Raw genomic sequence first — 23,963 nt, 5'->3', positions numbered from 1 at the left:
CGCCCGGCCCGGGCCCCGTCGCCGCCCTCCCGGAGACACCGGGAGGGCAGAAGCATGCCGGGCGGCGCGGGCCGCGGCGGGAGCGGGCCCGACCGGGATGCGGGCGCGCGGCCTCAGCCGATGTCCGGCGGGTCGATCCGCACCCGCACCGGCTCGCCGCCGCCCCGCGCCATCCGCGCGGCCTGGGCCGTCTTCAGAGCGGCGGCCAGCGCCGAACCGCTGCCAGGGGGCACCCGTACCAGCGCCCGCTCCCAGTGCTCGCCGGGCGGGGGCGCACCGGGCCTGCGGGGCCTGCCCGGCGGTGTGGCGGACACCGGCACCGGCCCCAGTACCTCGGCGTCCGCGGGCAGTTCGACGGTGCCGAGGAACTCGGCGACGGCCTCGGCCGTCCCCGACACGGCCGCCATCCGGGACACCGGCGGGAAGCCCAGCTCGGCCCGCTCGGCCAGCTCCCGCACCGCGTGGCCCACGGGGTCCCAGCGCACCAGCGCCTGCACGGGGCGCAGGGTCGGCTCGGCCACCACGACCACGGTGCCCCGCTCACCCTGCGGCCGCACGAGCGCCCCGGCGGCGATCCACCGGCGCAGCGCCTCCTCGCCGGCCCGCAGGTCGGGCCGCCCGAGCATGGCCCAGCCGTCCAGCAGCAGCGCGGCCGCGTAGCCGCCCTCGGCGACGGGCTCGGCACCGGGCGTGCTCACCACCAGCGCGGGCGTGTCCGGCACCGTGTCCAGCACGTGCTCGCGCCCCGATGTGCGCACCGGTACGGCGGGGAAGGCCCGCCCCAGTTCCTCGGCGGTCCGCCGCGCCCCCACGACCTGGGCCCGCAGCCTGAAGCCACCGCACTCCGGGCAGTGCCAGGATCCCTCCTCGCGCCCGCACCAGCCGCAGCGCGGCGCGCCGGCGTCCCGGGCCTCCAGCGGCCCCGAGCAGTGCCGGCACCGGGCGGGCGCCCGGCACTGGGCGCACGCCATGCGCGGCACGTAACCGCGCCGGGGCACCTGCACCAGCACCGGGCCGTGCCGCAGTCCCTCCCGGACCGCCTGCCAGGCGAGCGTGGGCAGCCGGGCGGCGCGGGCGGCCTCGTCACGGGCGAGATCGTCGTCCCCGACCGTGCGGACGAGCGGGGCGGCCCCACGGACCTGCTCCCGGCCCGCCACCAGGGGCCGTGCCCAGCCGCTCTCGACGAGCTGGGCGGCTTCCACCGTGCAGCTCCAACCGCCGAGCAGGAAGGCGCACTTGTCGAGGGAGGCGCGCAGCAGCAGCACGTCGCGCGCGTGCGGCTGGGGGGCGTGCTGCTCGCTGTGGCTGTCGTCCCCGTCGTCCCAGACGGCGACGAGCCCGAGATCCCGTACCGGAGCGAACATCGCCGCCCGGGTGCCGACGACGGCGCGCACCGACCCGCGCCGCACCGCGAGCCACTGCGCGTACCGCTTCTCGGGGCCCGCGTCGGCGGTGAGCAGGACATGCCGGCCCTCGCCGAGCAGCGAGGTGAGGGCTGCGTCGACGCGTGCGGCGGCCCGCCCGTCCGGTACGACGACGAGCGCGCCGCGCCCCGAGGCGAGCGTGGCGGCGACGGCCCGGGCCAGTTCGTCGCTCCACCGCGGGCCCGGCAGGGCGTTCCACACCGCGCGCGGGGCGGCGCCGGCGGCCAGCGAGGCGAGGAAGGCGGCGCCGTGCTCGTACCGCGTCCAGGAGCCGGGCTCCGGGGCCGGTGGCGGGGGCAGCGGGGCGGGTGACGGCCGTCGCTCGGCGCGCGCGCTGCGCGGCGGCACGGCGAGCTGCAGCACGTCGGCCAGACTCCCCGCGTACCGGTCGGCGACGGCCCGGGCGAGCCCCAGCAGCTCCTCGCCGAGCACGGGCTCGGGCGACACCACCTGGGCGAGGGCGGCCAGCGGTCCCGAGTAGTCGGACTCGGCCCGCCGCTCGACGATGAACCCGTCGATGAGCCCGCCGCCCTCGCGCCGCCCCTCGCGCACGCGCCCCCGTCCGGCGCCGAACCGCACCCGCACCCTGACCCCGGGCTGCGCCTCGGCGTCCAGCTCCTCGGGCACCGCGTAGTCGAAGTACCGGTCGAGGTGCAGCACGCCCTTGTCGACGAGCACCCGTGCCACCGGCAGGTCCCCGGCCAGCGCGGCGCCCCGCCAGGTCCGCGGCTTGGCTCGGGGCACCTTGGCCTCCCGCACGCTCTCCCGGATGAGCGCGAGCTGCTCCGGCGGCACGCCTTCGGCCCCGCCGTCCCCCGAACCGTTCTCGCTGCTCACGCTTGCATTCTTACCAAACGCCACCGACAACCGGCGTCCGGGCGGGCCCCGCGCCGGGGGTGGGCGCCGCGGCCGGCGGCGGTGCGGGAGCGCCGGACACGCGCCGAGGCCCGGCCTCCTCGCGGGAAGGCCGGGCCTCGGCGGACGACCGGGACGGGAGCTAGAGGCCCGCGGCGTTGCGCAGGGCCTCCACGCGGTCCGTGCGCTCCCAGGTGAAGTCGGGCAGCTCACGGCCGAAGTGGCCGTACGCGGCGGTCTGGGCGTAGATCGGGCGGAGCAGGTCGAGGTCGCGGATGATCGCGGCCGGGCGGAGGTCGAAGACCTCGTCGATCGCCTTCTCGATCTTCTCGTGGTCGATCTTGGCGGTGCCGAAGGTCTCCACGAACAGGCCCACCGGCTCGGCCTTGCCGATGGCGTAGGCGACCTGGACCTCGCACCGCGCGGCCAGGCCCGCGGCCACGACGTTCTTGGCGACCCAGCGCATGGCGTAGGCGGCGGAGCGGTCGACCTTGGACGGGTCCTTGCCGGAGAAGGCGCCGCCGCCGTGGCGGGCCATGCCGCCGTAGGTGTCGATGATGATCTTGCGGCCGGTCAGGCCGGCGTCGCCCATGGGGCCGCCGATCTCGAACCGGCCGGTCGGGTTGACCAGCAGCCGGTAGCCCTCGGTGTCCAGCTTGATGCCGTCCTCCAGGAGCGCCTTCAGCTCCGGCTCGACGACGAACTCGCGGATGTCGGGAGCGAGCAGCGACTCGAGGTCGATGTCGGAGGCGTGCTGGGAGGAGACCACGACCGTGTCGAGGCGGACGGCCTTGTCGCCGTCGTACTCGATGGTGACCTGCGTCTTGCCGTCGGGGCGCAGGTAGGGGATGGTGCCGTTCTTGCGGACCTCGGAGAGCCGCTTCGACAGGCGGTGCGCCAGGAAGACCGGCAGCGGCATCAGGGTCGGCGTCTCGTCCGAGGCGTAGCCGAACATCAGGCCCTGGTCGCCGGCGCCCTGCTTGTCGAGCTCGTCCTCGTCGCCCTCGACCCGGGACTCGTAGGCCGTGTCGACGCCCTGCGCGATGTCCGGGGACTGCGCGCCGATGGAGACCGAGACGCCGCAGGAGGCTCCGTCGAAGCCCTTCTTGGAGGAGTCGTAACCGATCTCGAGGATCTTGTTGCGGACCAGGGTCGCGATGTCCGCGTAGGCCTTGGTCGTCACCTCGCCGGCCACGTGCACCAGGCCGGTGGTGATCAGCGTCTCCACGGCGACGCGCGAGGAGGGGTCCTCGCGCAGCAGCGCGTCGAGGATGGTGTCGCTGATCTGGTCAGCGATCTTGTCGGGGTGACCCTCGGTCACGGACTCCGAGGTGAACAGGCGACGGGACACAACGCTCCCTGGGGTTGCAGCGGCTGCTGGCTGATCATTGGCGGACCACGCGGGGGGCTGCACCCGACGTCGTCCGAGAACAGTTTATCGGTCGCACTCGGCCGCCGGCCCACGTGTCTCGCCACTCGGGAGCGCTGTGACCTGCGGCACGGGCATTCTGCACAATGCCGAGCGCCCTTGGCCAGGCCCGCCACGCGACATTGTCGGGCCGAAAACCGACGTCGCGCGGCCGGACCAGAAGGGCCCGGACGGCCGAACCGGGGCGCGCCCGGACGGCGCAACGGGGGCGGCCCGGTCAGCCCAGGCGGGCGGCCACCAGGTCCCAGACGACGTCCGCGAGGGCCTCCTTGGGGCCGTGCGGCACGGGGGTCTCGCTGCCGTCGGCGCCCAGGACCACGGCCTCGTTCTCCTCGGAGCCGAAGGTCTTGCGCTCCCCCACCTCGTTGACGACGAGGAGGTCGCAGCCCTTGCGGGCGAGCTTGGCGCGGCCGTTGGCGAGCACGTCGTCGGTCTCCGCGGCGAACCCGACGACGACCTGCGCGGGGCGGGCGCGCTCGGCCGAGATCTCCGCGAGGATGTCCGGATTCCGCACCAGGGCGACGGGGGCGGGCTCCTGGTCGTCCTTCTTCTTGATCTTCCCGGCCGCGTAGACGGCGGGGCGGAAGTCGGCGACGGCGGCGGCCATGACCACGGCGTCGGCGTCGGCCGCCGCCTTCAGGACGGCCTCGCGGAGCTGGACGGCGGTGCCCACCGGGACGACGTCGACGCCGGCCGGATCGGGCAGCCCGGTGTTGGCGGCGATCAGCGTGACACGGGCGCCGCGGGCGGCCGCGGTGCGGGCGAGGGCGTAGCCCTGCTTGCCGGAGGAGCGGTTGCCCAGGAAGCGGACCGGGTCGAGGGGCTCGCGGGTGCCGCCCGCCGAGACCACGACGTGCCGTCCCTGTAGATCGGGCGCCTGGGCGCCCCGGGCCAGCACCCGGCGGCACACCTCGAAGATCTCCACCGGGTCGGGCAGCCGGCCTTTTCCGGTGTCGACCCCGGTCAGGCGGCCCACCGCGGGCTCGATGACGACGGCGCCGCGGCGGCGCAGCGTGGCCACGTTCTCCTGGGTGGCGGGGTGCTCCCACATCTCCGTGTGCATGGCCGGGGCGAAGACGACCGGGCAGCGGGCGGTGAGGAGGGTGTTGGTCAGCAGGTCGCCCGCGAGGCCGTGGGCGGCCTTGGCGAGCGTGTCGGCGGTGGCCGGGGCCACGACGACCAGGTCGGCGTGCTGGCCGATGCGCACGTGCGGCACCTCGTGCACGTCGTCCCAGACCTCCGTGGAGACCGGGTTGCCGGAGAGGGCGGACCAGGTGGCCGCGCCGACGAAGTGCAGCGCGGAGGCGGTGGGCACCACGCGTACGTCGTGACCCGACTCGGTGAACCGCCTCAGCACCTCACAGGCCTTGTACGCGGCGATGCCGCCGCTGACCCCCAGAACGACCCTCGGCTTGTCCACCATCTCTCCCAGGCTCGGCAACGTACGGGTCCATCACACACCACAGGCCCGGCAGCGGGACTGCCGGGCCTGTGGATGAGTAAACCGCGATCTGAAAAGTACTACCGCGCGGTCCTACTGGGCGGGGCCCTCGATGGCCTCGGAGGTCAGCAGGCCGGCGTTGATCTCACGCAGGGCGATCGACAGCGGCTTCTCGTGCACGTGAGTGTCGACGAGCGGACCGACGTACTCGAGCAGGCCCTCGCCGAGCTGCGAGTAGTACGCGTTGATCTGGCGGGCACGCTTGGCCGCGTAGATCACGAGGCTGTACTTCGAGTCGGTGGCCTCGAGAAGCTCGTCGATCGGCGGGTTGATGATGCCCTCGGGCGCGGTGATGGAAGAGGACACGCTCTACCTTCCGATGGATGGGAAAGAATCAGTCGGTGCGGCCGGCCCGTTTGCACCTGGGTGCAGCGGTCACGATCACACAACGTCCATCAAGGCTAGCAGCTCGCGGGCCACGTCCTCGACGGAGGTGTTGACCAGGGTCTCGTCGAACTCCGGCTCGGCCGCCAGCTCGGTCCTCGCCGCGTCCAGGCGACGCTCGATGACCTCGGGCGGTTCGGTCCCCCGGCCGGTCAGTCTGCGCACCAGCTCCTCCCAGGAGGGCGGGGCCAGGAACACGAGCTGGGCGTCGGTCATGGAGTCGCGGACCTGCCGGGCGCCCTGGAGGTCGATCTCCAGCAGCACCGGCTCGCCGTTCTCCAGCCGCTCCTGCACGGCCGCGCGGGGCGTGCCGTAGCGGTTGCCGGCGAACTCGGCCCACTCCAGCAGCTCGCCGTTGGCGATCAGCTTGTCCATCTCGTCGTCGGTGACGAAGAAGTAGTGGACTCCGTGCTGCTCGCCGGGGCGCGGCTTGCGGGTGGTCGCCGACACCGAGAGCCAGACCTCGGGATGTTCCTTGCGCATATGGGCGACGACCGTGCTCTTGCCGACCCCGGAGGGGCCGGAGAGCACGGTCAGCCGCGGACGTGCGTCCGGGGGCACGGGGGTCGTCCCCCGGGGTGTTACAGCCATGCAGCGATTATTCCAGCAATCCCGCAGTGCCCGGGACTCCCGGTTCGGCGGGGGACCGGGCTCAGGACCCGGTGCTGCCGAACTCACGCTCCAGGGAAGCGATCTGGTTGGAGCCGAGACCGCGCACGCGGCGGCTCTCGGAGATGCCCAGACGCTCCATGATCTGCTTGGCGCGGACCTTGCCCACGCCCGGCAGGGACTCGAGCAGGGCGGAGACCTTCATCTTGCCGATGACGTCGTTCTCCTGGCCCTGCTTGATGACCTCGTGCAGGGAGGCGCCGGAGTGCTTGAGTCGATTCTTGACCTCGGCCCGCTCCCGGCGAGCCGCGGCGGCCTTTTCGAGCGCGGCTGCGCGCTGTTCAGGGGTAAGGGGCGGAAGAGCCACGCCTACGTCACCTCGGATGTCGAACTGTCGGATACGGACCGGTGAGGAACCTAGTCGCCCCACACCTGGGGAGCCACGAGCAACACGCTGCCCGTTCTCCCGCACTGTATGCAGGGGCGCGGGAGGTGCCCCCACTGCTCGGAGACTAGCGGGCAAGTCCGCCAGAGTCAGCGAGAACAGCGGAAAAGTACTGGTCAGCCGCCGCCAGGCCGGACATTTCAGACATATTGCCCTCTATTTGAAGATGTATTCACCCTCGACCCGCCCGCCCGTCGTGCCCCCGGGCACCCGGCCGGCGGCTCAGCCGCCCGCGACGGCGGTGCGGATCTCCTCCGCGAAGCGCTCCGTGGCCGACCGCAGGGCCGCGACGTCGGGGCCCCGCCGCAGCACCCCACGGCTGACGTTGGGCACCACGTTGCGCACCGCCGGCCCGAAGACCCGCGGGAGGTCGGCCGCGGTGGCTCCCTGCGCCCCGACGCCGGGCGCCAGGAGCGGGCCGTTGATGCCGAGGTCGTACGAGGACAGGTCGCCCACCGTGGCGCCGACGACCGCCCCGAACGAGCCCAGCGGCTGCTCGCCGGCGTTCTCGGCGGTCAGGTGCGCCAGCATCGTGGCCCCCACGTCGCGCCCGTCGGCGCGCACCGCGTGCTGGACCTCGGGGCCCTCCGGATTGGAGGTCAGCGCCAGCACGAAGAGACCGGTGCCGCTCTCCCGGGCCAGCGCGACGGCCGGACCGAGCGAGCCGTAGCCGAGGTAGGGCGAGACGGTCAGCGCGTCCGAGAACAGCGGGGAGTCCTTGTGCAGGTAGGCCTCCGCGTACCCGGCCATGGTCGAGCCGATGTCGCCGCGCTTGGCGTCCATCACGACCAGCGTGCCGGCCGCGCGCGCCTCCTGGACCGTACGCTCCAGGACGGCGACGCCGCGCGAGCCGAACCGTTCGAAGAACGCGCTCTGCGGCTTCATCACGGCGACCCGGTCGGCCACCGCCTCGACGACCGTGCGGCTGAACCGCTCCAGGCCGGCCACGTCGTCGGCCAGGCCCCACTCGGCGAGCAGCGAGGCGTGCGGGTCGATGCCCACGCACAACGGGCCGCGCTCGTCCATCGCGCGGCGCAGGCGGGCGCCGAAGGGTTCACAAGCCGTCATGCGTCGTTCCTCACATCGGCGCCGACCGCGTCGGCGAGGGTGGCGTACGGGCTGGTCCGCAGGCGCGCGGCGAGGCCCTTGTGGATCGCGCGGGACCAGAACGGGCCCTCGTAGACGAAGGCGCTGTAGCCCTGCACCAGCGTGGCGCCGGCCAGGATGCGCTGCCAGGCGTCCTCGGCGGTCTCGATGCCGCCGACGCCCACCAGCGTGATCCGGTCGCCCACGCGCGCGTACAGGCGGCGCAGCACTTCCAGGGAGCGTGCCTTCAGCGGCGCGCCGGAGAGACCGCCGGTCTCCTTCACCAGCGACGGCGCCGAGGCCAGGCCGAGGCCTTCGCGCGCGATGGTGGTGTTGGTGGCGATGATGCCGTCCAGTGCGAGTTCCACCGCCAGGTCGGCCACGGCGTCGACGTCCTCGTCCGCGAGATCGGGAGCGATCTTCACCAGCAACGGCACGCGCCGGTCCGGGACCGCGCGGTCGGCGGCCTCGCGGACCGCGCCGAGCAGCGGGCGCAGCGCCTCGGTCGCCTGCAGGTCGCGCAGACCGGGCGTGTTCGGCGAGGAGACGTTCACCACCAGGTAGTCGGCGTACGGCGCGAGGCGCTCGGCGGACTTCACGTAGTCGCCGACGGCCTCCTGCTCGGGAACGACCTTGGTCTTGCCGATGTTGACGCCGACCACGGTCCGGAAGACCGGCTCGCGGGCGGCGAGGCGGGCCGCGACGGCCAGCGAGCCGTCGTTGTTGAAGCCCATGCGGTTGATCAGCGCGCGGTCGGCCACGAGCCGGAACAGCCGCTTCCTGGGGTTGCCGGGCTGCGGTTCGCCGGTGACCGTGCCGATCTCGACGTGGTCGAAGCCGAGCATCGACATGCCGTCGATCGCGACGGCGTTCTTGTCGAAGCCGGCCGCGAGCCCGAAGGGGCCGTGCATGCGCAGCCCGAAGGCCTCGGTGCGCAGCTCCTTGTGGCGGGGCGCGAGGGCGGCCGCGACGAACGTGCGCAGCACCGGGACGCGTACGGCCAGCCGGATCCAGCGGAAGGCCAGGTGATGCGCCTTCTCGGGGTCCATCCGTTTGAAGACGAGACTGAAGAAGATCTTGTACATGGTGTCCTCGTGAAGAGGGGGACACCGTTTCCGGTGTCCCCCTCGGGGCTGCTAGTCGCGGGCCGCGGTCAGGTGTTCCGCGTGTTCCTGGAGCGAGCGGACGCCCACGTCGCCGTGGTTGAGGGCGTCGATGCCCTGGACGGCCGCGGCGAGCGCCTGGACGGTCGTCAGGCACGGCACGGAGCGGGCCACCGCCGCAGTGCGGATGTCGTAGCCGTCGAGGCGGCCGCCGGTGCCGTACGGGGTGTTGACGATGAGGTCGACCTCGCCGTCGTGGATGAGCTGGACGATGGTCCGCTCGCCGTTCGGGCCGGTGCCCTCGGACTGCTTGCGCACGACGGTGGCGTTGATGCCGTTGCGCTTGAGGACCTCGGCGGTGCCGGAGGTGGCGAGCAGCTCGAAGCCGTGCGCGACCAGCTCGCGCGCCGGGAAGATCATCGAGCGCTTGTCCCGGTTGGCCACCGAGATGAACGCGCGGCCCTTGGTCGGCAGCGGCCCGTAGGCGCCCGCCTGCGACTTGGCGTACGCCGTGCCGAAGACGGAGTCGATGCCCATGACCTCGCCGGTGGAGCGCATCTCCGGGCCGAGGACGGTGTCGACGCCGCGACCCTGGATGTCGCGGAAGCGCGACCAGGGCATGACGGCCTCCTTGACGGAGATCGGCGCGTCCAGCGGCAGCTCGCCGCCGTCGCCGTTCGCCGGGAGCAGGCCCTCGGCGCGCAGCTCGGCGACGGTCGCGCCGAGCGAGATCCGGGCGGCGGCCTTGGCCAGCGGCACCGCGGTCGCCTTGGAGGTGAAGGGGACCGTGCGTGAGGCGCGCGGGTTGGCCTCCAGGACGTAGAGGATGTCGCCCGCCATCGCGAACTGGATGTTGATCAGGCCGCGCACGCCGACGCCCCTGGCGATCGCCTCGGTGGAGGCGCGCAGGCGCTTGATGTCGAAGCCGCCGAGGGTGATCGGGGGCAGGGCGCACGCCGAGTCGCCGGAGTGGATGCCGGCCTCCTCGATGTGCTCCATGACGCCGCCGAGGTAGAGCTCCTCGCCGTCGTAGAGCGCGTCGACGTCGATCTCGATGGCGTCGTCCAGGAAGCGGTCGACGAGGACCGGCCGGGAGGGGCTGATCTCGGTCGACTCGGCGATGTAGGAGGCCAGGCGGGTCTCCTCGTAGACGATCTCCATGCCGCGTCCGCCGAGCACGTACGAGGGCCGGACCAGGACCGGGTAGCCGATCTCGTCGGCGATGGCCTTGGCCTCCTCGAAGGTGGTGGCCGTGCCGTGCTTCGGGGCGGGCAGGCCGGCCTCCGCCAGGACCCGGCCGAAGGCGCCGCGGTCCTCGGCGGCGTGGATCGCCTCGGGCGAGGTGCCCACGATCGGCACGCCGTTGTCCTTCAGGGCCTGCGACAGGCCGAGCGGGGTCTGGCCGCCGAGCTGCACGATCACACCCGCGACCGGGCCGGCCTGCTGCTCGGCGTGGACGATCTCCAGCACGTCCTCCAGCGTCAGCGGCTCGAAGTACAGCCGGTCGGAGGTGTCGTAGTCGGTGGAGACGGTCTCCGGGTTGCAGTTGACCATCACGGTCTCGTACCCGGCGTCGGAGAGCGCGAAGGAGGCGTGGACGCAGGAGTAGTCGAACTCGATGCCCTGGCCGATGCGGTTCGGGCCGGAGCCCAGGATGATGACGGCCGGCTTCTCGCGGGGCGCGACCTCGGACTCCTCGTCGTAGGCCGAGTAGAAGTACGGCGTCCGCGCGGCGAACTCGGCGGCGCAGGTGTCGACCGTCTTGTAGACCGGGCGGATGCCGAGGGCGTGCCGGACCTCGCGGACGACGTCCTCGCGCAGGCCGCGGATCTCACCGATCTGCTGGTCGGAGAAGCCGTGGCGCTTGGCGTCGGAGAGCAGGTCACCGGTCAGCTCGGGGGCCTCGGCCAGCTCGTCCGCGATCTCCTTGATCAGGAAGAGCTGGTCCACGAACCACGGGTCGATCTTCGTGTACTCGAAGACCTCCTCGGGCGTGGCGCCCGCGCGGATCGCCTGCATGACCGTGTTGATCCGGCCGTCGGTGGGACGGACGGCCTCGCGGAGCAGGGTCTCCTTGTCGCCGGGCTCACCGGTGAAGGCGAACTGGCTGCCCTTCTTCTCCAGCGAGCGCAGCGCCTTCTGGAAGGCCTCGGGGAAGTTGCGGCCGATGGCCATGGCCTCGCCGACCGACTTCATGGTGGTGGTCAGCGTGGAGTCCGCCTGCGGGAACTTCTCGAAGGCGAACCGCGGCGCCTTGACGACCACGTAGTCGAGCGTGGGCTCGAAGGAGGCCGGGGTCTCCTGCGTGATGTCGTTCGGGATCTCGTCCAGCGTGTAGCCGACGGCCAGCTTCGCGGCGATCTTGGCGATGGGGAAGCCGGTGGCCTTGGAGGCGAGCGCGGAGGAACGCGACACGCGGGGGTTCATCTCGATGACGATGACCCGGCCGTCCTCGGGGTTCACCGCGAACTGGATGTTGCAGCCGCCGGTGTCGACGCCGACCTCGCGGATGACGGCGATGCCGATGTCGCGCAGGATCTGGTACTCGCGGTCGGTCAGCGTCATCGAGGGCGCGACCGTGATGGAGTCGCCGGTGTGCACGCCCATGGGGTCGAAGTTCTCGATGGAGCAGACGACCACGACGTTGTCGTGCTTGTCGCGCATCAGCTCCAGCTCGTACTCCTTCCAGCCGAGGATGGACTCCTCCAGGAGCACCTCGGTGGTCGGGGAGAGCGTGAGGCCCTGGCCGGCGATGCGGCGCAGCTCCTCCTCGTCGTGCGCGAAGCCGGAGCCGGCGCCGCCCATGGTGAAGGAGGGGCGGACGACTACGGGGTAGCCGCCGAGCGTCTCGACGCCCGCCAGGACGTCGTCCATGGTGTGGCAGATCACCGAGCGGGCGGACTCGCCGTGCCCGATCTTGCGGCGGACCTCCTCCACGACCGCCTTGAACTGGTCGCGGTCCTCGCCCTTGTGGATGGCCTCGGGCTTGGCGCCGATCAGCTCGACGCCGTACTTCTCCAGGACGCCGTTCTCGTGCAGCGAGATGGCAGTGTTCAGGGCCGTCTGGCCGCCCAGGGTGGGCAGCAGCGTGTCCGGGCGCTCCTTGGCGATGATCTTCTCGACGAACTCGGGGGTGATCGGCTCGACGTAGGTGGCGTCGGCGATCTCCGGGTCGGTCATGATCGTCGCCGGGTTGGAGTTGACGAGGATCACGCGCAGGCCCTCGGCCTTGAGCACGCGGCACGCCTGGGTGCCGGAGTAGTCGAACTCGGCGGCCTGGCCGATGACGATCGGGCCGGAGCCGATGACCAGGACGGACTGGATATCGGTGCGCTTAGGCACGCTGGCCCTCCATCAGGGAAACGAAGCGGTCGAACAGGTAGGCGGCGTCGTGCGGACCGGCTGCCGCTTCGGGGTGGTACTGGACGGAGAAGGCCGGCTGGTCGAGCAGCTGCAGCCCCTCCACCACGTTGTCGTTCAGGCAGACGTGCGAGACCTCGGCGCGGCCGAACTTCGTCTCGCTGACCTTGTCGAGCGGCGCGTCCACGGCGAACCCGTGGTTGTGCGCGGTGACCTCGACCTTGCCGGTCGTGCGGTCCTGGACCGGCTGGTTGATGCCCCGGTGACCGTACTTCAGCTTGTAGGTGCCGAAGCCGAGGGCGCGGCCGAGGATCTGGTTGCCGAAGCAGATGCCGAACAGCGGCGTCCGGCGCTCCAGGACGGCGGACATCAGCGCGACGGGGCCGTCCGCGGTGGCCGGGTCGCCGGGGCCGTTGGAGAAGAAGACGCCGTCGGGCTCGACGGCGAAGACGTCGTCGGGCGTGGCGGTGGCGGGCAGCACGTGCACCTCGATGCCGCGCTCGGCCATGCGGTGCGGGGTCATGCCCTTGATGCCGAGGTCGATGGCGGCGACGGTGAAGCGCTTCTCGCCGACCGCCGGGACGATGTACGCCTCCTTGGTCGCGACCTCCTCGTAGAGGCTCGCGCCCTTCATGTGCGGCTGCGTGCGCACGCGCTCGACCAGCTCGGCCTCGGGGGCGAGCGCCTCGCCGGAGAAGATGCCGGCGCGCATCGAGCCGCGCTCGCGCAGGTGGCGGGTGAGCGCGCGGGTGTCGATCCCGGAGATGCCGACCACGCCCTGCGCGACCAGCTCGTCGTCCAGGGACCGCTTGGCGCGCCAGTTGGACGGCACGCGCGCGGGGTCGCGCACGACGTAACCGGAGACCCAGATGCGCCGGGACTCGTCGTCCTCGTCGTTCCAGCCGGTGTTGCCGATCTGCGGGGCGGTCGCGACGACGATCTGACGGTCGTAGGACGGGTCGGTGAGGGTTTCCTGGTAACCGGTCATGCCGGTGGAGAACACGGCCTCGCCGAAGGTCTCCCCCACGGCCCCGTAGGCGCGGCCGCGGAAGGCGCGGCCGTCCTCCAGGACGAGTACGGCGGGAACCTTCGCGGCTCCCCTGGTGGAGGTCGTCATCGTGCGCCTTCCGTGTCGTTGATCATCTTGTTCAGGGTGTCGACCCACTCGGTGTGCTCGGCCGCGTGGTCGGAGCGGAAACCGGAGTCGATGAGCTTGTCGCCCAGTTCCCAGGTCACCACCAGCAGTCCGCCCTCGGTGAGGACCTTGCCGGCGATGCCCTTGTCGAGCCGGGCGCCGCGCAGCGCGGCCGCGGGGACGAAGAAGTCGCTCGCTCCGGGGCGCTCGACCGCCAGACCCGCGTCGGTCAGGGTGAGCTCGGCCCGGCTGCGGGTGCCGAGGCCGTGGGCCACGATGCGGTCCAGCCACTGTCCGGCGGTGGTGGAGCCGTGGTAGCGGCCGTTCATGCTCAGTCTCACCGGCCCGGTGGCCTCCGGCGCGCCGGGCGGGGCGGGCAGGTCACTCTGGAGGGTGCCGCGCCACTTCCAGCCCTCGCGCATCAGCCAGTAGATGAGCGCGACGAAGAGGGCGAGTCCGACGAGCCAGCCGATGCGGGCGCCCCAGTCGGTGACCTCGGCCGACTTCTTCGCCTCGGCCAGCAGGATTACAGGTGTCACGTGAGCTTCCCGTCGACGAGCGTGGCCTTGCCCCGCAGCCATGTGTGCGTCACACGGCCCGGCAGCTCACGTCCCTCGTAGGGGGTGTTGCGGCTGCGCGAGGCGAAGCCCGCGGGGTCCACCTGGCCACGGTATGCCGTGTCGACGAGGGTGAGGTTGGCGGGCTCACCAGCCGAGACGGGACGGCCGTGTCCGGTGGCCTGTCCGATCTGCGCCGGCCTGACGGACATCCGGTCGGCGACGCCTGCCCAGTCGAGCAGGCCGGTGTCGACCATCGTGTCCTGGACCACCGACAGCGCGGTCTCCAGGCCCACCATGCCCATGGCGGCGGCGGCCCACTCGCAGTCCTTGTCCTCGTGCGGGTGCGGGGCGTGGTCGGTGGCGACGATGTCGATCGTGCCGTCGGCGAGCGCCTCGCGCAGGGCGTGCACGTCGCGCTCGGTGCGCAGCGGGGGGTTGACCTTGTAGACCGGATTGTACGTGCGCACCAGTTCGTCGGTGAGGAGCAGGTGGTGCGGGGTGACCTCGGCGGTGACGTCGATGCCGCGGGACTTGGCCCAGCGGACGATCTCCACGGACCCGGCGGTCGACAGGTGGCAGATGTGCACGCGGGAGCCCACGTGCTCGGCGAGCAGCACGTCCCGCGCGATGATCGACTCCTCGGCGACGGCCGGCCAGCCGCCCAGACCCAGCTCGGCGGAGACGACGCCCTCGTTCATCTGGGCGCCCTCGGTGAGGCGGGGCTCCTGCGCGTGCTGGGCGACGACGCCGCCGAAGGCCTTCACGTACTCCAGCGCGCGGCGCATGATCACCGCGTCGTCCACGCACTTGCCGTCGTCGGAGAAGACGGTGACGCCGGCGGCGGACTCGTGCATGGCCCCCAGCTCGGCGAGCTTCCTGCCCTCCAGGCCGACGGTGACGGCGCCGATGGGCTGGACGTCGCAGTAGCCGTGCTCCCGGCCGAGCCGGTAGACCTGCTCGACGACGCCGGCGGTGTCGGCGACCGGGAAGGTGTTGGCCATGGCGAACACGGACGTGTAGCCGCCGCTCGCGGCCGCGCGGGTGCCGGTGAGCACGGTCTCGGAGTCCTCGCGGCCCGGCTCGCGCAGATGGGTGTGCAGGTCGACCAGGCCGGGCAGCAGCACCTTCCCGGCGGCCTCCACGACCTCGGCGCCCTCGGCGCTCAGGCCCTGGCCCACCTCGGCGATCGTCTCCCCGTCGATCAGCACGTCCTGCGGCTCGCCGCCGAGCACCTTCGCACCCCGGATCAGGATCTTGCTCATGGTCTTTACTTCTCCTCCGCGGTGCGGGCTTGGGTGAGGGCGGGCTCGTTGCCGCCGAGCAGCAGGTACAGGACGGCCATCCGGATGGAGACGCCGTTGGCGACCTGCTCGACGACGGTGCAGCGGTCGGAGTCGGCGACCTCGGCGGTGATCTCCATGCCGCGGACCATCGGGCCGGGGTGCATCACGATGGCGTGCTCGGGCATCTTCGCCATGCGCTCGCCGTCGAGGCCGTAGCGCCGCGAGTACTCGCGCTCGGTGGGGAAGAAGGCGGCGTTCATGCGCTCGCGCTGGACCCGGAGCATCATCACCGCGTCGGACTTCACCAGCGTGCTGTCGAGGTCGTACGACACCTCGCAGGGCCAGTTCCCGACGCCGACCGGCACCAGGGTGGGCGGGGCGACCAGGGTGACCTCCGCGCCGAGGGTGTGCAGCAGGTCCACGTTGGAGCGGGCGACCCGGCTGTGCAGGACGTCGCCGACGATGGTGATCCGCTTGCCGCTCAGGTCCTGGCCCAGCCCGGCGTCCCGGCCGACCAGGCGGCGGCGCATGGTGAACGCGTCCAGCAGGGCCTGGGTGGGGTGCTGGTGGGTGCCGTCGCCGGCGTTGACCACGGCGGCGTCGATCCAGCCGGAGTTGGCCAGGCGGTAGGGGGCCCCGGAGGCGCCGTGCCGGATGACGACGGCGTCGACGCCCATCGCCTCCAGGGTCTGGGCGGTGTCCTTCAGGGACTCGCCCTTGGACACCGACGAGCCCTTGGCGGTGAAGTTGATGACGTCAGCGGACAGCCGCTTCTCGGCGGCCTCGAAGGAGATCCGGGTGCGGGTGGAGTCCTCGAAGAAGAGGTTGACGATCGTGCGGCCGCGCAGGGTCGGCAGTTTCTTGATCGGCCGGTCGGCGACCCGGGCCATCTCCTCGGCGGTGTCGAGGATCAGGACGGCGTCGTCGCGGGTGAGGTCGGCGGCCGAGATGAGATGACGCTGCATCTGTCAGGCTCCGTAAGGCAGTTCATACAGGGAGATTCGGGGCGTACCGGTACGTGCACGGGCGCGCCGGGGCGGCCGTGCGGCCGGTCTCGCTACTGGCCGGCCGGCTTCGCGCCGAGCAGCACGGTGTCGCGACCGTCCTCCTCGGCGAGCTGGACCTTGACCGTCTCCCGCAGCGACGTGGGGAGGTTCTTGCCGACGTAGTCGGCGCGGATGGGCAGTTCGCGGTGGCCGCGGTCGACCAGGACGGCGAGCTGCACCGCGCGGGGGCGCCCGATGTCGTTCAGGGCGTCGAGGGCGGCGCGGATGGTGCGACCGGAGAAGAGCACGTCGTCGACGAGGACGACCAGTCTGCCGTCGATGCCGTCACCGGGGATCTCGGTGCGGGCCAGCGCACGCGGCGGGTGCATGCGCAGGTCGTCGCGGTACATGGTGATGTCCAGCGAGCCGACGGGGACCTTGCGGTCGGTGATCTGCTCAAGCTTGGCGGCGAGCCGCTGGGCGAGGAAGACTCCCCGGGTCGGAATGCCCAGGAGCACCACGTCGTCGGCGCCCTTGGCGCGCTCGACGATCTCGTGGGCGATGCGGGTCACAACCCGCGCGATGTCGGGGCCCTCGAGCACGGGCCGGGCATCGGACGGGGGCGGGCTGGTGTGCGTGTCCATACGAAACGGACCTCCTTCTCCGCCTCACGGGACGGACCTTAAAGGACGTCGGATTTGCGCCATTAACCGTAGCAGGTCCCCGGAGGCCCTCGATCACCCACCCGGCGCAATCGGCCGCCACCGGAACGGAAGGGTCGGGGTGGACCATTCGGCTTGACGCACCAGAGTCACGCTGCGTAACCTCACAGTGAGTTACCAGCCGCGCGGCGGAAATCACAGCCGACCGCGTCGACACAGTGCCGGGGAGCTATATGTCCAGCGAATACGCCAAACAGCTCGGGGCCAAGCTCCGGGCCATCCGCACCCAGCAGGGCCTTTCCCTCCACGGTGTCGAGGAGAAGTCCCAGGGTCGCTGGAAGGCCGTGGTGGTCGGTTCCTACGAGCGCGGTGACCGCGCCGTGACCGTGCAGCGCCTGGCCGAGCTGGCCGATTTCTATGGTGTACCCGTGCAGGAGCTGCTGCCGGGCACCACGCCGGGCGGCGCCGCCGAGCCGCCGCCGAAGCTGGTCCTGGACCTGGAGCGGCTGGCCACCGTGCCGGCCGAGAAGGCGGGCCCGCTGCAGCGCTACGCGGCGACGATCCAGTCGCAGCGCGGCGACTACAACGGCAAGGTGCTCTCGATCCGCCAGGACGACCTGCGCACCCTCGCCGTCATCTACGACCAGTCCCCCTCGGTCCTCACCGAGCAGCTCATCGGGTGGGGCGTCCTGGACGCGGACGCGCGTCGCGCCGTGGCGACCCACGAAGAGGCCTGAGCCGCACGGCGCCTGAGCAGAAACGTGCCGCCGGGGTGGCCGGAACTGCACGGTTCCGGCCACCCCGGCGGCTTTCGGGGCCCTCTCAGGGCCTTCCGGGAGAGCCCGGGCACCACAACGCCACAGGGCCCGCCGCGATCGCTCGCGGCGGGCCCTGTGGCGTTGTGGTGCTGTCGTGGTACCGGCTCTACGCCTCGTCCCGGCGCAGCGACGGCTTGAGCTCCTTCAGCCGGCCCAGCAGGCCGTTGACGAACGAGGGCGACTCGTCCGTGGAGAACTCCTTCGCCAACTGCACCATCTCGTCCAGGACGACGGCGTCCGGGGTCTCGTCCACCCAGATCAGCTCGTAGGCGCCCAGGCGCAGGATGTTGCGGTCCACCACCGGCATCCGGTCGAGCGTCCAGCCCACCGCGTAGCTCGCGATCAGCTCGTCGATCCGCTTCGCGTGCTCGGCGTAGCCCTCGACCAGCTGCATCGTGTACTCGCTCACCGGCGGCTGCCGGGTGTCGGACCGGGAGAGCCGGATCCAGTCCGCGAGGACCGTCAGGACGTCGGCGCCGCGCTGGTCACCCTCGAAGAGGATCTGGAAGGCGCGCTTGCGGGCCGTGTTGCGGGCAGCCACGGTTAGCTGTTCACCCGGCCGAGGTAGTCGCTGGTGCGGGTGTCGACCTTGATCTTCTCACCGGTGGTGATGAAGAGCGGGACCTGGATCTGGTGGCCGGTCTCCAGGGTGGCGGGCTTGGTGCCACCGGTGGAGCGGTCGCCCTGGACGCCCGGCTCGGTCTCCTGCACGACCAGCTCGACGGCGGCCGGCAGCTCGACGAAGAGCACCTCGCCCTCGTGCTGGGCGACGGTGGCCGTGAAGCCCTCGATGAGGAAGTTGGCGGCGTCGGCGACGGCCTTGCGGTCGACCATGAGCTGGTCGTAGGTCTCCATGTCCATGAAGACGAAGTAGTCGCCGTCCATGTACGAGAACTGCATGTCGCGCTTGTCGACAGTGGCCGTCTCGACCTTGACGCCGGCGTTGAAGGTCTTGTCGACGACCTTGCCGGAGAGCACGTTCTTGAGCTTGGTGCGCACGAAGGCCGGGCCCTTGCCGGGCTTGACGTGCTGGAACTCGACGACGGACCAGAGCTGGCCGCCTTCGAGCTTGAGCACCATGCCGTTCTTGAGGTCGTTCGTGGAAGCCACGGTTGCGGAATCTCCTGGACTGACGTACGACCCCGGGGCACGCACCTGACTAGAGGGCGAGCAGCTCCTTGGTCGTGATGGTGAGTAGCTCGGGTCCGCCGTCCGCCTCTGGGCGTACGACGAGCGTGTCATCGATCCGGACGCCGCCCCGGCCCGGGAGGTGGACCCCCGGTTCGACGGTGACCGGCACGCAAGCGTCCAGTTTACCCATGGCGGCGGGGGCGAGCTGCGGGTCCTCGTCGATTTCGAGTCCGACACCGTGTCCGGTCAGCGGTGGCAGTGCTTCCGCATAGCCCGCGGAGTCCAGCACCTGCCGCGCCGCGCGGTCCACCACACGGTAGGCGGCGCCCGGCATGAGGGACTCCCGTCCGGCCCGCTGCGCGGAGAAGACCAGGTCGTAGAGCTCGATCTGCCAGTCGGCGGGCGAGGTGCCGATGACGAACGTGCGGCCGATCTCGCAGCGGTAGCCCCGGTAGGTGGCGCCCAGGCAGACGGAGAGGAAGTCGCCCTCCTCCACCCGCCGGTCGGTGGGACGGTGGCCGCGCCGGCCGGAGTTGGGCCCGGTGGCCACGGAGGTGGGGAACGCCGGCCCGTCGGCGCCGTGGTCGACCAGCCGGCGCTCCAGCTCCAGGGCGAGGTGGCGCTCGGTGCGGCCGACCAGGATGGACTCCAGCAGCTCGCCGAGGGCCTGGTCGGCGATCTCGGCGCCGATGCGCAGGCAGGAGATCTCCTCCTCGTCCTTGACCACCCTGAGCTGCTCGACGGCCGCGCCGAGGTCGGCCAGGCGCAGCCGCGGGGCGACGGAGGACAGGGCCCGGTACCGGACGACGGTGAGGTCGTGCTCCTCCACGGCCAGCGCGTCGGAGCCCTGTGCGTCGGCGAGGCCTGCAGCGGCGACCGCCGCGTCCCCTCCGGGGGAGGGGAGGATGTGCAGCCGCAGGCTCTCGTCCGGGCGTCCTTCGGCGGGGCGGTCGTCCGGGGGCGCGGAGCACACCAGGAGGTCCTCCTGGCCGCCGAGCAGCAGGACGGCGCCCTGGGGGGCGGCGCCCGCCAGGTAACGCACATTGGCGGGGCGGCTGACCAAGGCGGCGGGGGCGCCGGCCGCGTTGCAGCGCTCCCTCAGGCGGGATCGGCGGGTCGCGTGCACCTCTGACATGAGATGAGCGTAGGAGTTCTGGGCGAAATGTGCCGGTTGGGTGGGGCCGAGTGGGGCCCGGGGCGGGCGCTGCCGCCGGTCACCAGCTCGGCGGGCTCGCCATCGCCCGGGCGATGACCTCGTCCAGCACCCGGGCCGTGCCCGGGACGTCGAGCTGGGAGTTGTCCACGATCGGCAGGCCCGAGCCGTACCAGCCCGCCATGCGGCCGTGGATCCGGGCCACCTCCTCGTCGGAGAGGCGGCGGTTGCCCGAGCGCTCGGCGTTGCGCTCCAGCACGACGTCCAGGCCCGGGAGCAGGACGACCGGCAGCAGACCGGGGCCCACGTGGCGTTTCCAGCCGCCGAGGCCCACGACCGGCCGGTCGGGGAAGACCGCGTCGTCGAGGATGCAGGAGATGCCGTTGGCCAGGAAGTTCCGGGCGGCGAAGCCGCAGGTCCGGCGGGCCAGGCGGTACTGGGCCTCGGAGTGGTCGTTCCAGCCGGACTGGGGGTCGGCGAAGCCGGAGCGGACCCATTCGCGCACGTCGTCCAGGCTGATGTGGGCCGTGGGCACCCGCCGGTGGTCCGCCCAGTACTTGGCGACGCTGGTCTTGCCGGCGCCCGCCGGGCCGATCAGCAGGACGGCCAGGGTGGTGGCCGCCGGATCGGGCGCGGGAGCGGAGGCCGGCGGCGCCGCGGGCACGCCGACGAGGCCGCCGGGCGGCAGCGGCAGGTGGCCGGTGGTGTCCGGGGGCGGGGGGGCGGGGGCGTGCCGCGGGGCGGGCGGCTGCGCGTGCGAGGGCGGCACCGGGCCGGACGGGGGCACGGGCGCGGAGGGGGGCATCGGACTGGAGGGGGGCACGGGCGCGGAGGGCGGCATCGGGCCGGACGGGGGCACGGGCCCGGACGGGGGCACCGGTCCCGCTCCGGTCGCCGGGTAGCCGGGTGGCGGCGGGGGCACGGGGGCGGGACCCTGCTGGGCTCCCGGGTGGTGCGCGGCCGACGCCCAGGCGGCGTGCGGTCCCCGCCCCTGCTGGTGGGGCGGCAGCGGCGACCCCCCTGCGTGCTGCATCCGTTGCCACTCCGTCTCGTACACACATCTGGCACTGGCAGGCGGGTGCGGAGCCCGCTCTCCCCCACACCCTAAGGGGCGTGGGAGGGACACCCACCCGAACGGTACCGCCCCCGGCCGTCGTTCGGTGAAACGACCGGGGGCGGTCCGAAGTGCCCGTGCCCCGGCCGGAATCGGACGGAACGGCACAGCGGGGTGGTTACTGGCCCACCTCTCCGTAGGCGGCGAGCAGCACGGCCGGGTCCGGGCCCTCCAGCACGGTCGGCTTGGCCAGTGCGTCGAGCACGATGAACCGCAGCAGGTCACCGCGGGACTTCTTGTCGACCTTCATCGTCTCCAGCAGCTTGGGCCACTGGTCGTGGCGGTAGTGCAGCGGCAGGCCGACCGCTTCGAGGACGGTGCGGTGGCGGTCCGCCGTCGCGTCGTCCAACCGGCCCGCCAGACGGCCGAGTTCGGCGGCGAAGTGCATGCCGACCGCGACCGCGGCGCCGTGCCGCCACTTGTAGCGCTCGTTCTTCTCGATGGCGTGCCCGAGGGTGTGGCCGTAGTTGAGGACCTCCCGCAGACCCGACTCCTTCAGGTCGGAGGAGACCACCTCGGCCTTCACCCGGATCGAACGCTCGATCAGCTCGGCCGTGTGCGGCCCCGCCGGGGTCCGGGCGGCCTCGGGGTCGGACTCGATGAGGTCCAGGATCACCGGGTCGGCGATGAAGCCGGCCTTGATCACCTCGGCGAGCCCGGACACGTAGTCGTTGACCGGGAGCGAATCCAGCGCGGCGAGGTCGCAGAGCACACCGGCCGGCGGGTGGAAGGCGCCCACCAGGTTCTTGCCCTCGGCGGTGTTGATGCCGGTCTTGCCGCCGACGGCCGCGTCCACCATGGCGAGCACGGTGGTCGGGACCGCGATCCAGCGCACCCCGCGCAGCCAGGTAGCGGCCACGAACCCGGCCAGGTCCGTCGTCGCGCCGCCGCCCACGCCGACGATGACGTCGGTGCGGGTGAAGCCGGACTGGCCGAGCGCCTTCCAGCAGTAGGCGGCGACCTCGGCGGTCTTGGCCTCCTCGGCGTTGGGCACCTGGATGGCGACGGCCTCGTAGCCCTGCTCGGCCAGGTCGGCGCGGAGCGCGTCACCGGTCTCGGCCAGCGCCTCCGGGTGGACCACCGCGACCCGCTTGGCCTTCGGCCCGATCAGCCCGGCCAGCTCGCCCAGGAGCTGCCGGCCGACCAGCACCTCGTAGGACTCGGTCCCGGCGCTGCCGGCGACCTGGATCCGGGTGACAGACTCGCTCATGCTTCCTTCAACTCCAGTGCGTCCAGCGCTGCTCGGGTGACCTCTTCGGGGGTGCGGCCGTCGGTCGCCACGACGGCGGCGGCGACCTCCTCGTACAGGTGCCGCCGGGCCTCCATCAGCTCGCGCCACTGCTTGCGCGGATTGACCGCGAGCAGCGGGCGGGCCACGTTGAGGCCGGTGCGCCTGACGGCCTCCTCCACGTCCATGGACAGGTAGACCACCCGGTGCCCGGCGAGCAGCGCCCGGGTGTCCGGGTCCAGGACGGCTCCGCCGCCGAGCGCGAGGACGCCCTCGTGCGCGGCGACGGCCCGGCGCACCGCCTCCTTCTCGATGGCGCGGAAGGCGGACTCGCCCTCCTCCACGAAGATGTCGGCGATGGTCCGGCCCTCGGCGGCCACGATGTCCTCGTCGGTGTCCCGGAACCCGGTCCCGAGCCGCTCGGCGAGGAGCCGGCCCACGGTGGACTTGCCCACGCCCATGGGTCCGACGAGTACGACGACGGGCACCGCGCTCACCGGATCCGCAGGCTGTCGAGGTACGACCGGACGTTGCGGCGGGTCTCGGCCACGCTGTCGCCGCCGAACTTCTCCGCCACCGCGTCCGCGAGGACCAGGGCGACCATCGCCTCGGCGACGATGCCCGCGGCCGGCACGGCGGAGACGTCGGAGCGCTGGTGGTGCGCCTGGGCGGCCTCGCCGGTGGTCACGTCCACCGTCCGCAGGGCCCGGGGCACGGTCGCGATCGGCTTCATCGCGGCGCGCACCCGCAGCAGCTCACCGGTGGACAGACCGCCCTCGGTGCCGCCGGCGCGGCCGGACACCCGCCGGATGCCCTCGTCGGTCCGCACGATCTCGTCGTGCGCCTTCGAACCCGGCACCCGCGCGAGCTCGAAGCCGTCGCCGATCTCGACGCCCTTGATCGCCTGGATGCCCATGAGCGCGCCGGCCAGGCGCGCGTCCAGCTTGCGGTCCCAGTGCACGTGCGAGCCCAGGCCCACCGGGACGCCGTAGGCCAGGACCTCGACCACGCCGCCGAGGGTGTCGCCGTCCTTGTGGGCCTGGTCGATCTCGGCGACCATCGCCTTGGAGGCGTCGGCGTCCAGGCAGCGCACCGGGTCGGCGTCCAGCCGCTCGACGTCGGCCGGCGTCGGGTAGACGCCCTGCGGGGCCTTGGCGGAGGCCAGCTCGACCACGTGGGAGACGATCTCGATGCCGGCCGTCTCCTTCAGGTACGACCGGGCCACCGCGCCGAGCGCCACCCGGGCGGCGGTCTCGCGGGCGGAGGCGCGCTCGAGGATCGGGCGGGCCTCGTCGAAGCCGTACTTCTGCATGCCGGCCAGGTCGGCGTGGCCGGGCCTGGGCCGGGTCAGCGGCGCGTTGCGGGCGAGGCCGTCCAGGATCTCGGGGTCGACCGGGTCGGCCGCCATGACCTGCTCCCACTTGGGCCACTCGGTGTTGCCCACCATGACCGCGACCGGGGAGCCGAGGGTCAGGCCGTGCCGGACGCCGCCGAGGAAGGTGACCTCGTCCCGCTCGAACTTCATGCGCGCGCCGCGGCCATAGCCGAGCCGCCGCCGCGCCAGGTGGTCCGCCACCATCTCCGTGGTGATCGGCACGCCGGCGGGAAGGCCCTCCAGCGTCGCGACGAGTGCGGGACCGTGGGACTCCCCCGCGGTGAGCCAACGCAGCCTGCTCAACGGTGCTCCTCCGTGTTCG

General features: G+C 72.4%; 22 protein-coding genes. 1 reads left to right on the top strand and 21 read right to left on the bottom strand.

The window, feature by feature from the left end:
• Nucleotides 1–113 precede the first annotated feature (113 nt).
• The 14 genes from ACFQ9Z_RS28065 to pyrR form a co-directional block, all read right to left on the bottom strand.
• Complete coding sequence (locus ACFQ9Z_RS28065) at nucleotides 114–2,261, bottom strand: primosomal protein N' (RefSeq protein WP_383024523.1); 2,148 nt, start codon at nucleotides 2,259–2,261, stop codon at nucleotides 114–116.
• A gap of 160 nt (nucleotides 2,262–2,421) precedes the next feature.
• On the bottom strand, nucleotides 2,422–3,630 hold the full coding sequence (gene metK / locus ACFQ9Z_RS28060; RefSeq protein ID WP_383024519.1) for a methionine adenosyltransferase: 1,209 nt from the start codon (nucleotides 3,628–3,630) through the stop codon (nucleotides 2,422–2,424).
• A gap of 295 nt (nucleotides 3,631–3,925) precedes the next feature.
• Entirely contained in the window at nucleotides 3,926–5,128 is a 1,203-nt protein-coding gene (gene coaBC / locus ACFQ9Z_RS28055) for a bifunctional phosphopantothenoylcysteine decarboxylase/phosphopantothenate--cysteine ligase CoaBC (RefSeq protein ID WP_383024806.1), read from the bottom strand.
• Nucleotides 5,129–5,242: 114 nt separating this feature from the next.
• A complete protein-coding gene (rpoZ, locus tag ACFQ9Z_RS28050; protein ID WP_005319902.1) occupies nucleotides 5,243–5,515 on the bottom strand; it encodes a DNA-directed RNA polymerase subunit omega in 273 nt (90 codons plus the stop codon).
• A gap of 75 nt (nucleotides 5,516–5,590) precedes the next feature.
• Nucleotides 5,591–6,184, bottom strand: a complete 594-nt coding sequence (gene gmk, locus ACFQ9Z_RS28045; protein ID WP_383024516.1) for a guanylate kinase — start codon at nucleotides 6,182–6,184, stop codon at nucleotides 5,591–5,593.
• Nucleotides 6,185–6,245: 61 nt separating this feature from the next.
• The gene (locus tag ACFQ9Z_RS28040; protein WP_003977346.1) at nucleotides 6,246–6,569 is read right to left on the bottom strand and encodes an integration host factor; all 324 of its coding nucleotides are present in this window, start codon (nucleotides 6,567–6,569) and stop codon (nucleotides 6,246–6,248) included.
• Nucleotides 6,570–6,869: 300 nt separating this feature from the next.
• Nucleotides 6,870–7,715: an orotidine-5'-phosphate decarboxylase gene (pyrF, locus tag ACFQ9Z_RS28035; RefSeq protein ID WP_383024510.1), complete on the bottom strand. Its 846-nt coding sequence runs from the start codon at nucleotides 7,713–7,715 to the stop codon at nucleotides 6,870–6,872.
• Nucleotides 7,712–8,818: a quinone-dependent dihydroorotate dehydrogenase gene (locus ACFQ9Z_RS28030; protein WP_383024507.1), complete on the bottom strand. Its 1,107-nt coding sequence runs from the start codon at nucleotides 8,816–8,818 to the stop codon at nucleotides 7,712–7,714. Before ACFQ9Z_RS28030 ends, pyrF begins: the two co-directional genes overlap by 4 nt.
• A gap of 51 nt (nucleotides 8,819–8,869) precedes the next feature.
• On the bottom strand, nucleotides 8,870–12,178 hold the full coding sequence (gene carB / locus ACFQ9Z_RS28025) for a carbamoyl-phosphate synthase large subunit (RefSeq protein WP_383024504.1): 3,309 nt from the start codon (nucleotides 12,176–12,178) through the stop codon (nucleotides 8,870–8,872).
• Nucleotides 12,171–13,313 (bottom strand): glutamine-hydrolyzing carbamoyl-phosphate synthase small subunit, encoded by a 1,143-nt coding sequence (gene carA / locus ACFQ9Z_RS28020; RefSeq protein WP_383024496.1) that lies wholly within the window; start codon nucleotides 13,311–13,313, stop codon nucleotides 12,171–12,173. Before carA ends, carB begins: the two co-directional genes overlap by 8 nt.
• Nucleotides 13,310–13,870, bottom strand: a complete 561-nt coding sequence (locus ACFQ9Z_RS28015) for a hypothetical protein (protein ID WP_383024493.1) — start codon at nucleotides 13,868–13,870, stop codon at nucleotides 13,310–13,312. Before ACFQ9Z_RS28015 ends, carA begins: the two co-directional genes overlap by 4 nt.
• Nucleotides 13,867–15,153, bottom strand: a complete 1,287-nt coding sequence (locus ACFQ9Z_RS28010; RefSeq protein WP_383024488.1) for a dihydroorotase — start codon at nucleotides 15,151–15,153, stop codon at nucleotides 13,867–13,869. The genes ACFQ9Z_RS28015 and ACFQ9Z_RS28010 overlap by 4 nt, the downstream gene beginning before the upstream one ends.
• A gap of 5 nt (nucleotides 15,154–15,158) precedes the next feature.
• Nucleotides 15,159–16,139 (bottom strand): aspartate carbamoyltransferase catalytic subunit, encoded by a 981-nt coding sequence (locus ACFQ9Z_RS28005; protein WP_383024484.1) that lies wholly within the window; start codon nucleotides 16,137–16,139, stop codon nucleotides 15,159–15,161.
• A gap of 92 nt (nucleotides 16,140–16,231) precedes the next feature.
• Nucleotides 16,232–16,804 carry a bifunctional pyr operon transcriptional regulator/uracil phosphoribosyltransferase PyrR gene (gene pyrR, locus ACFQ9Z_RS28000; protein WP_383024481.1) on the bottom strand — a complete coding sequence of 191 codons (573 nt, stop codon included), beginning with the start codon at nucleotides 16,802–16,804 and terminating at the stop codon, nucleotides 16,232–16,234.
• A gap of 251 nt (nucleotides 16,805–17,055) precedes the next feature.
• On the opposite strand from pyrR, the gene bldD reads away from it, so the two are divergent.
• Nucleotides 17,056–17,559 carry a transcriptional regulator BldD gene (bldD, locus tag ACFQ9Z_RS27995; RefSeq protein WP_129310290.1) on the top strand — a complete coding sequence of 168 codons (504 nt, stop codon included), beginning with the start codon at nucleotides 17,056–17,058 and terminating at the stop codon, nucleotides 17,557–17,559.
• Between the two features lie 187 nt (nucleotides 17,560–17,746).
• On the opposite strand, the gene nusB is transcribed toward bldD, so the two are convergent.
• The 7 genes from nusB to aroC all read right to left on the bottom strand — a co-directional run bounded on the left by nusB (nucleotide 17,747) and on the right by aroC (nucleotide 23,944).
• Complete coding sequence (gene nusB, locus ACFQ9Z_RS27990) at nucleotides 17,747–18,181, bottom strand: transcription antitermination factor NusB (protein WP_383024473.1); 435 nt, start codon at nucleotides 18,179–18,181, stop codon at nucleotides 17,747–17,749.
• Nucleotides 18,182–18,183: 2 nt separating this feature from the next.
• On the bottom strand, nucleotides 18,184–18,750 hold the full coding sequence (efp, locus tag ACFQ9Z_RS27985; protein WP_360665989.1) for an elongation factor P: 567 nt from the start codon (nucleotides 18,748–18,750) through the stop codon (nucleotides 18,184–18,186).
• A gap of 49 nt (nucleotides 18,751–18,799) precedes the next feature.
• Nucleotides 18,800–19,906 carry an aminopeptidase P family protein gene (locus tag ACFQ9Z_RS27980; RefSeq protein ID WP_383024466.1) on the bottom strand — a complete coding sequence of 369 codons (1,107 nt, stop codon included), beginning with the start codon at nucleotides 19,904–19,906 and terminating at the stop codon, nucleotides 18,800–18,802.
• Between the two features lie 79 nt (nucleotides 19,907–19,985).
• Complete coding sequence (locus tag ACFQ9Z_RS27975; protein ID WP_383024462.1) at nucleotides 19,986–20,957, bottom strand: AAA family ATPase; 972 nt, start codon at nucleotides 20,955–20,957, stop codon at nucleotides 19,986–19,988.
• A gap of 199 nt (nucleotides 20,958–21,156) precedes the next feature.
• Nucleotides 21,157–22,248: a 3-dehydroquinate synthase gene (gene aroB / locus ACFQ9Z_RS27970; protein ID WP_383024459.1), complete on the bottom strand. Its 1,092-nt coding sequence runs from the start codon at nucleotides 22,246–22,248 to the stop codon at nucleotides 21,157–21,159.
• Nucleotides 22,245–22,727, bottom strand: a complete 483-nt coding sequence (locus tag ACFQ9Z_RS27965; RefSeq protein ID WP_383024803.1) for a shikimate kinase — start codon at nucleotides 22,725–22,727, stop codon at nucleotides 22,245–22,247. Before ACFQ9Z_RS27965 ends, aroB begins: the two co-directional genes overlap by 4 nt.
• 32 nt (nucleotides 22,728–22,759) lie before the next feature.
• Nucleotides 22,760–23,944, bottom strand: coding sequence for a chorismate synthase (gene aroC, locus ACFQ9Z_RS27960; RefSeq protein ID WP_383024455.1), 1,185 nt, complete (start codon nucleotides 23,942–23,944; stop codon nucleotides 22,760–22,762).
• Nucleotides 23,945–23,963 lie beyond the last annotated feature (19 nt).

The organism is Streptomyces sp. NPDC056580, from assembly GCF_042793175.1.
Lineage (GTDB): Bacteria > Actinomycetota > Actinomycetes > Streptomycetales > Streptomycetaceae > Streptomyces.
Note: the sequence above shows the minus strand (reverse complement) of the source record. Positions and strands in the feature narration are given on the sequence as shown.

Coding starts and splice junctions, on each gene's coding strand:
- pyrF (WP_383024510.1), bottom strand. CDS start 7,715: ATGACGGCTTGTGAACCCTTCGGCGCCCGCCTGCGCCGCGCGATGGAC.
- ACFQ9Z_RS28005 (WP_383024484.1), bottom strand. CDS start 16,139: ATGCAGCGTCATCTCATCTCGGCCGCCGACCTCACCCGCGACGACGCC.
- carA (WP_383024496.1), bottom strand. CDS start 13,313: ATGACGACCTCCACCAGGGGAGCCGCGAAGGTTCCCGCCGTACTCGTC.
- ACFQ9Z_RS28010 (WP_383024488.1), bottom strand. CDS start 15,153: ATGAGCAAGATCCTGATCCGGGGTGCGAAGGTGCTCGGCGGCGAGCCG.
- ACFQ9Z_RS27965 (WP_383024803.1), bottom strand. CDS start 22,727: ATGGGCGTGGGCAAGTCCACCGTGGGCCGGCTCCTCGCCGAGCGGCTC.
- pyrR (WP_383024481.1), bottom strand. CDS start 16,804: ATGGACACGCACACCAGCCCGCCCCCGTCCGATGCCCGGCCCGTGCTC.
- ACFQ9Z_RS27980 (WP_383024466.1), bottom strand. CDS start 19,906: ATGTCAGAGGTGCACGCGACCCGCCGATCCCGCCTGAGGGAGCGCTGC.
- aroB (WP_383024459.1), bottom strand. CDS start 22,248: ATGAGCGAGTCTGTCACCCGGATCCAGGTCGCCGGCAGCGCCGGGACC.
- ACFQ9Z_RS27975 (WP_383024462.1), bottom strand. CDS start 20,957: ATGCAGCACGCAGGGGGGTCGCCGCTGCCGCCCCACCAGCAGGGGCGG.
- ACFQ9Z_RS28030 (WP_383024507.1), bottom strand. CDS start 8,818: ATGTACAAGATCTTCTTCAGTCTCGTCTTCAAACGGATGGACCCCGAG.
- gmk (WP_383024516.1), bottom strand. CDS start 6,184: ATGGCTGTAACACCCCGGGGGACGACCCCCGTGCCCCCGGACGCACGT.
- bldD (WP_129310290.1), top strand. CDS start 17,056: ATGTCCAGCGAATACGCCAAACAGCTCGGGGCCAAGCTCCGGGCCATC.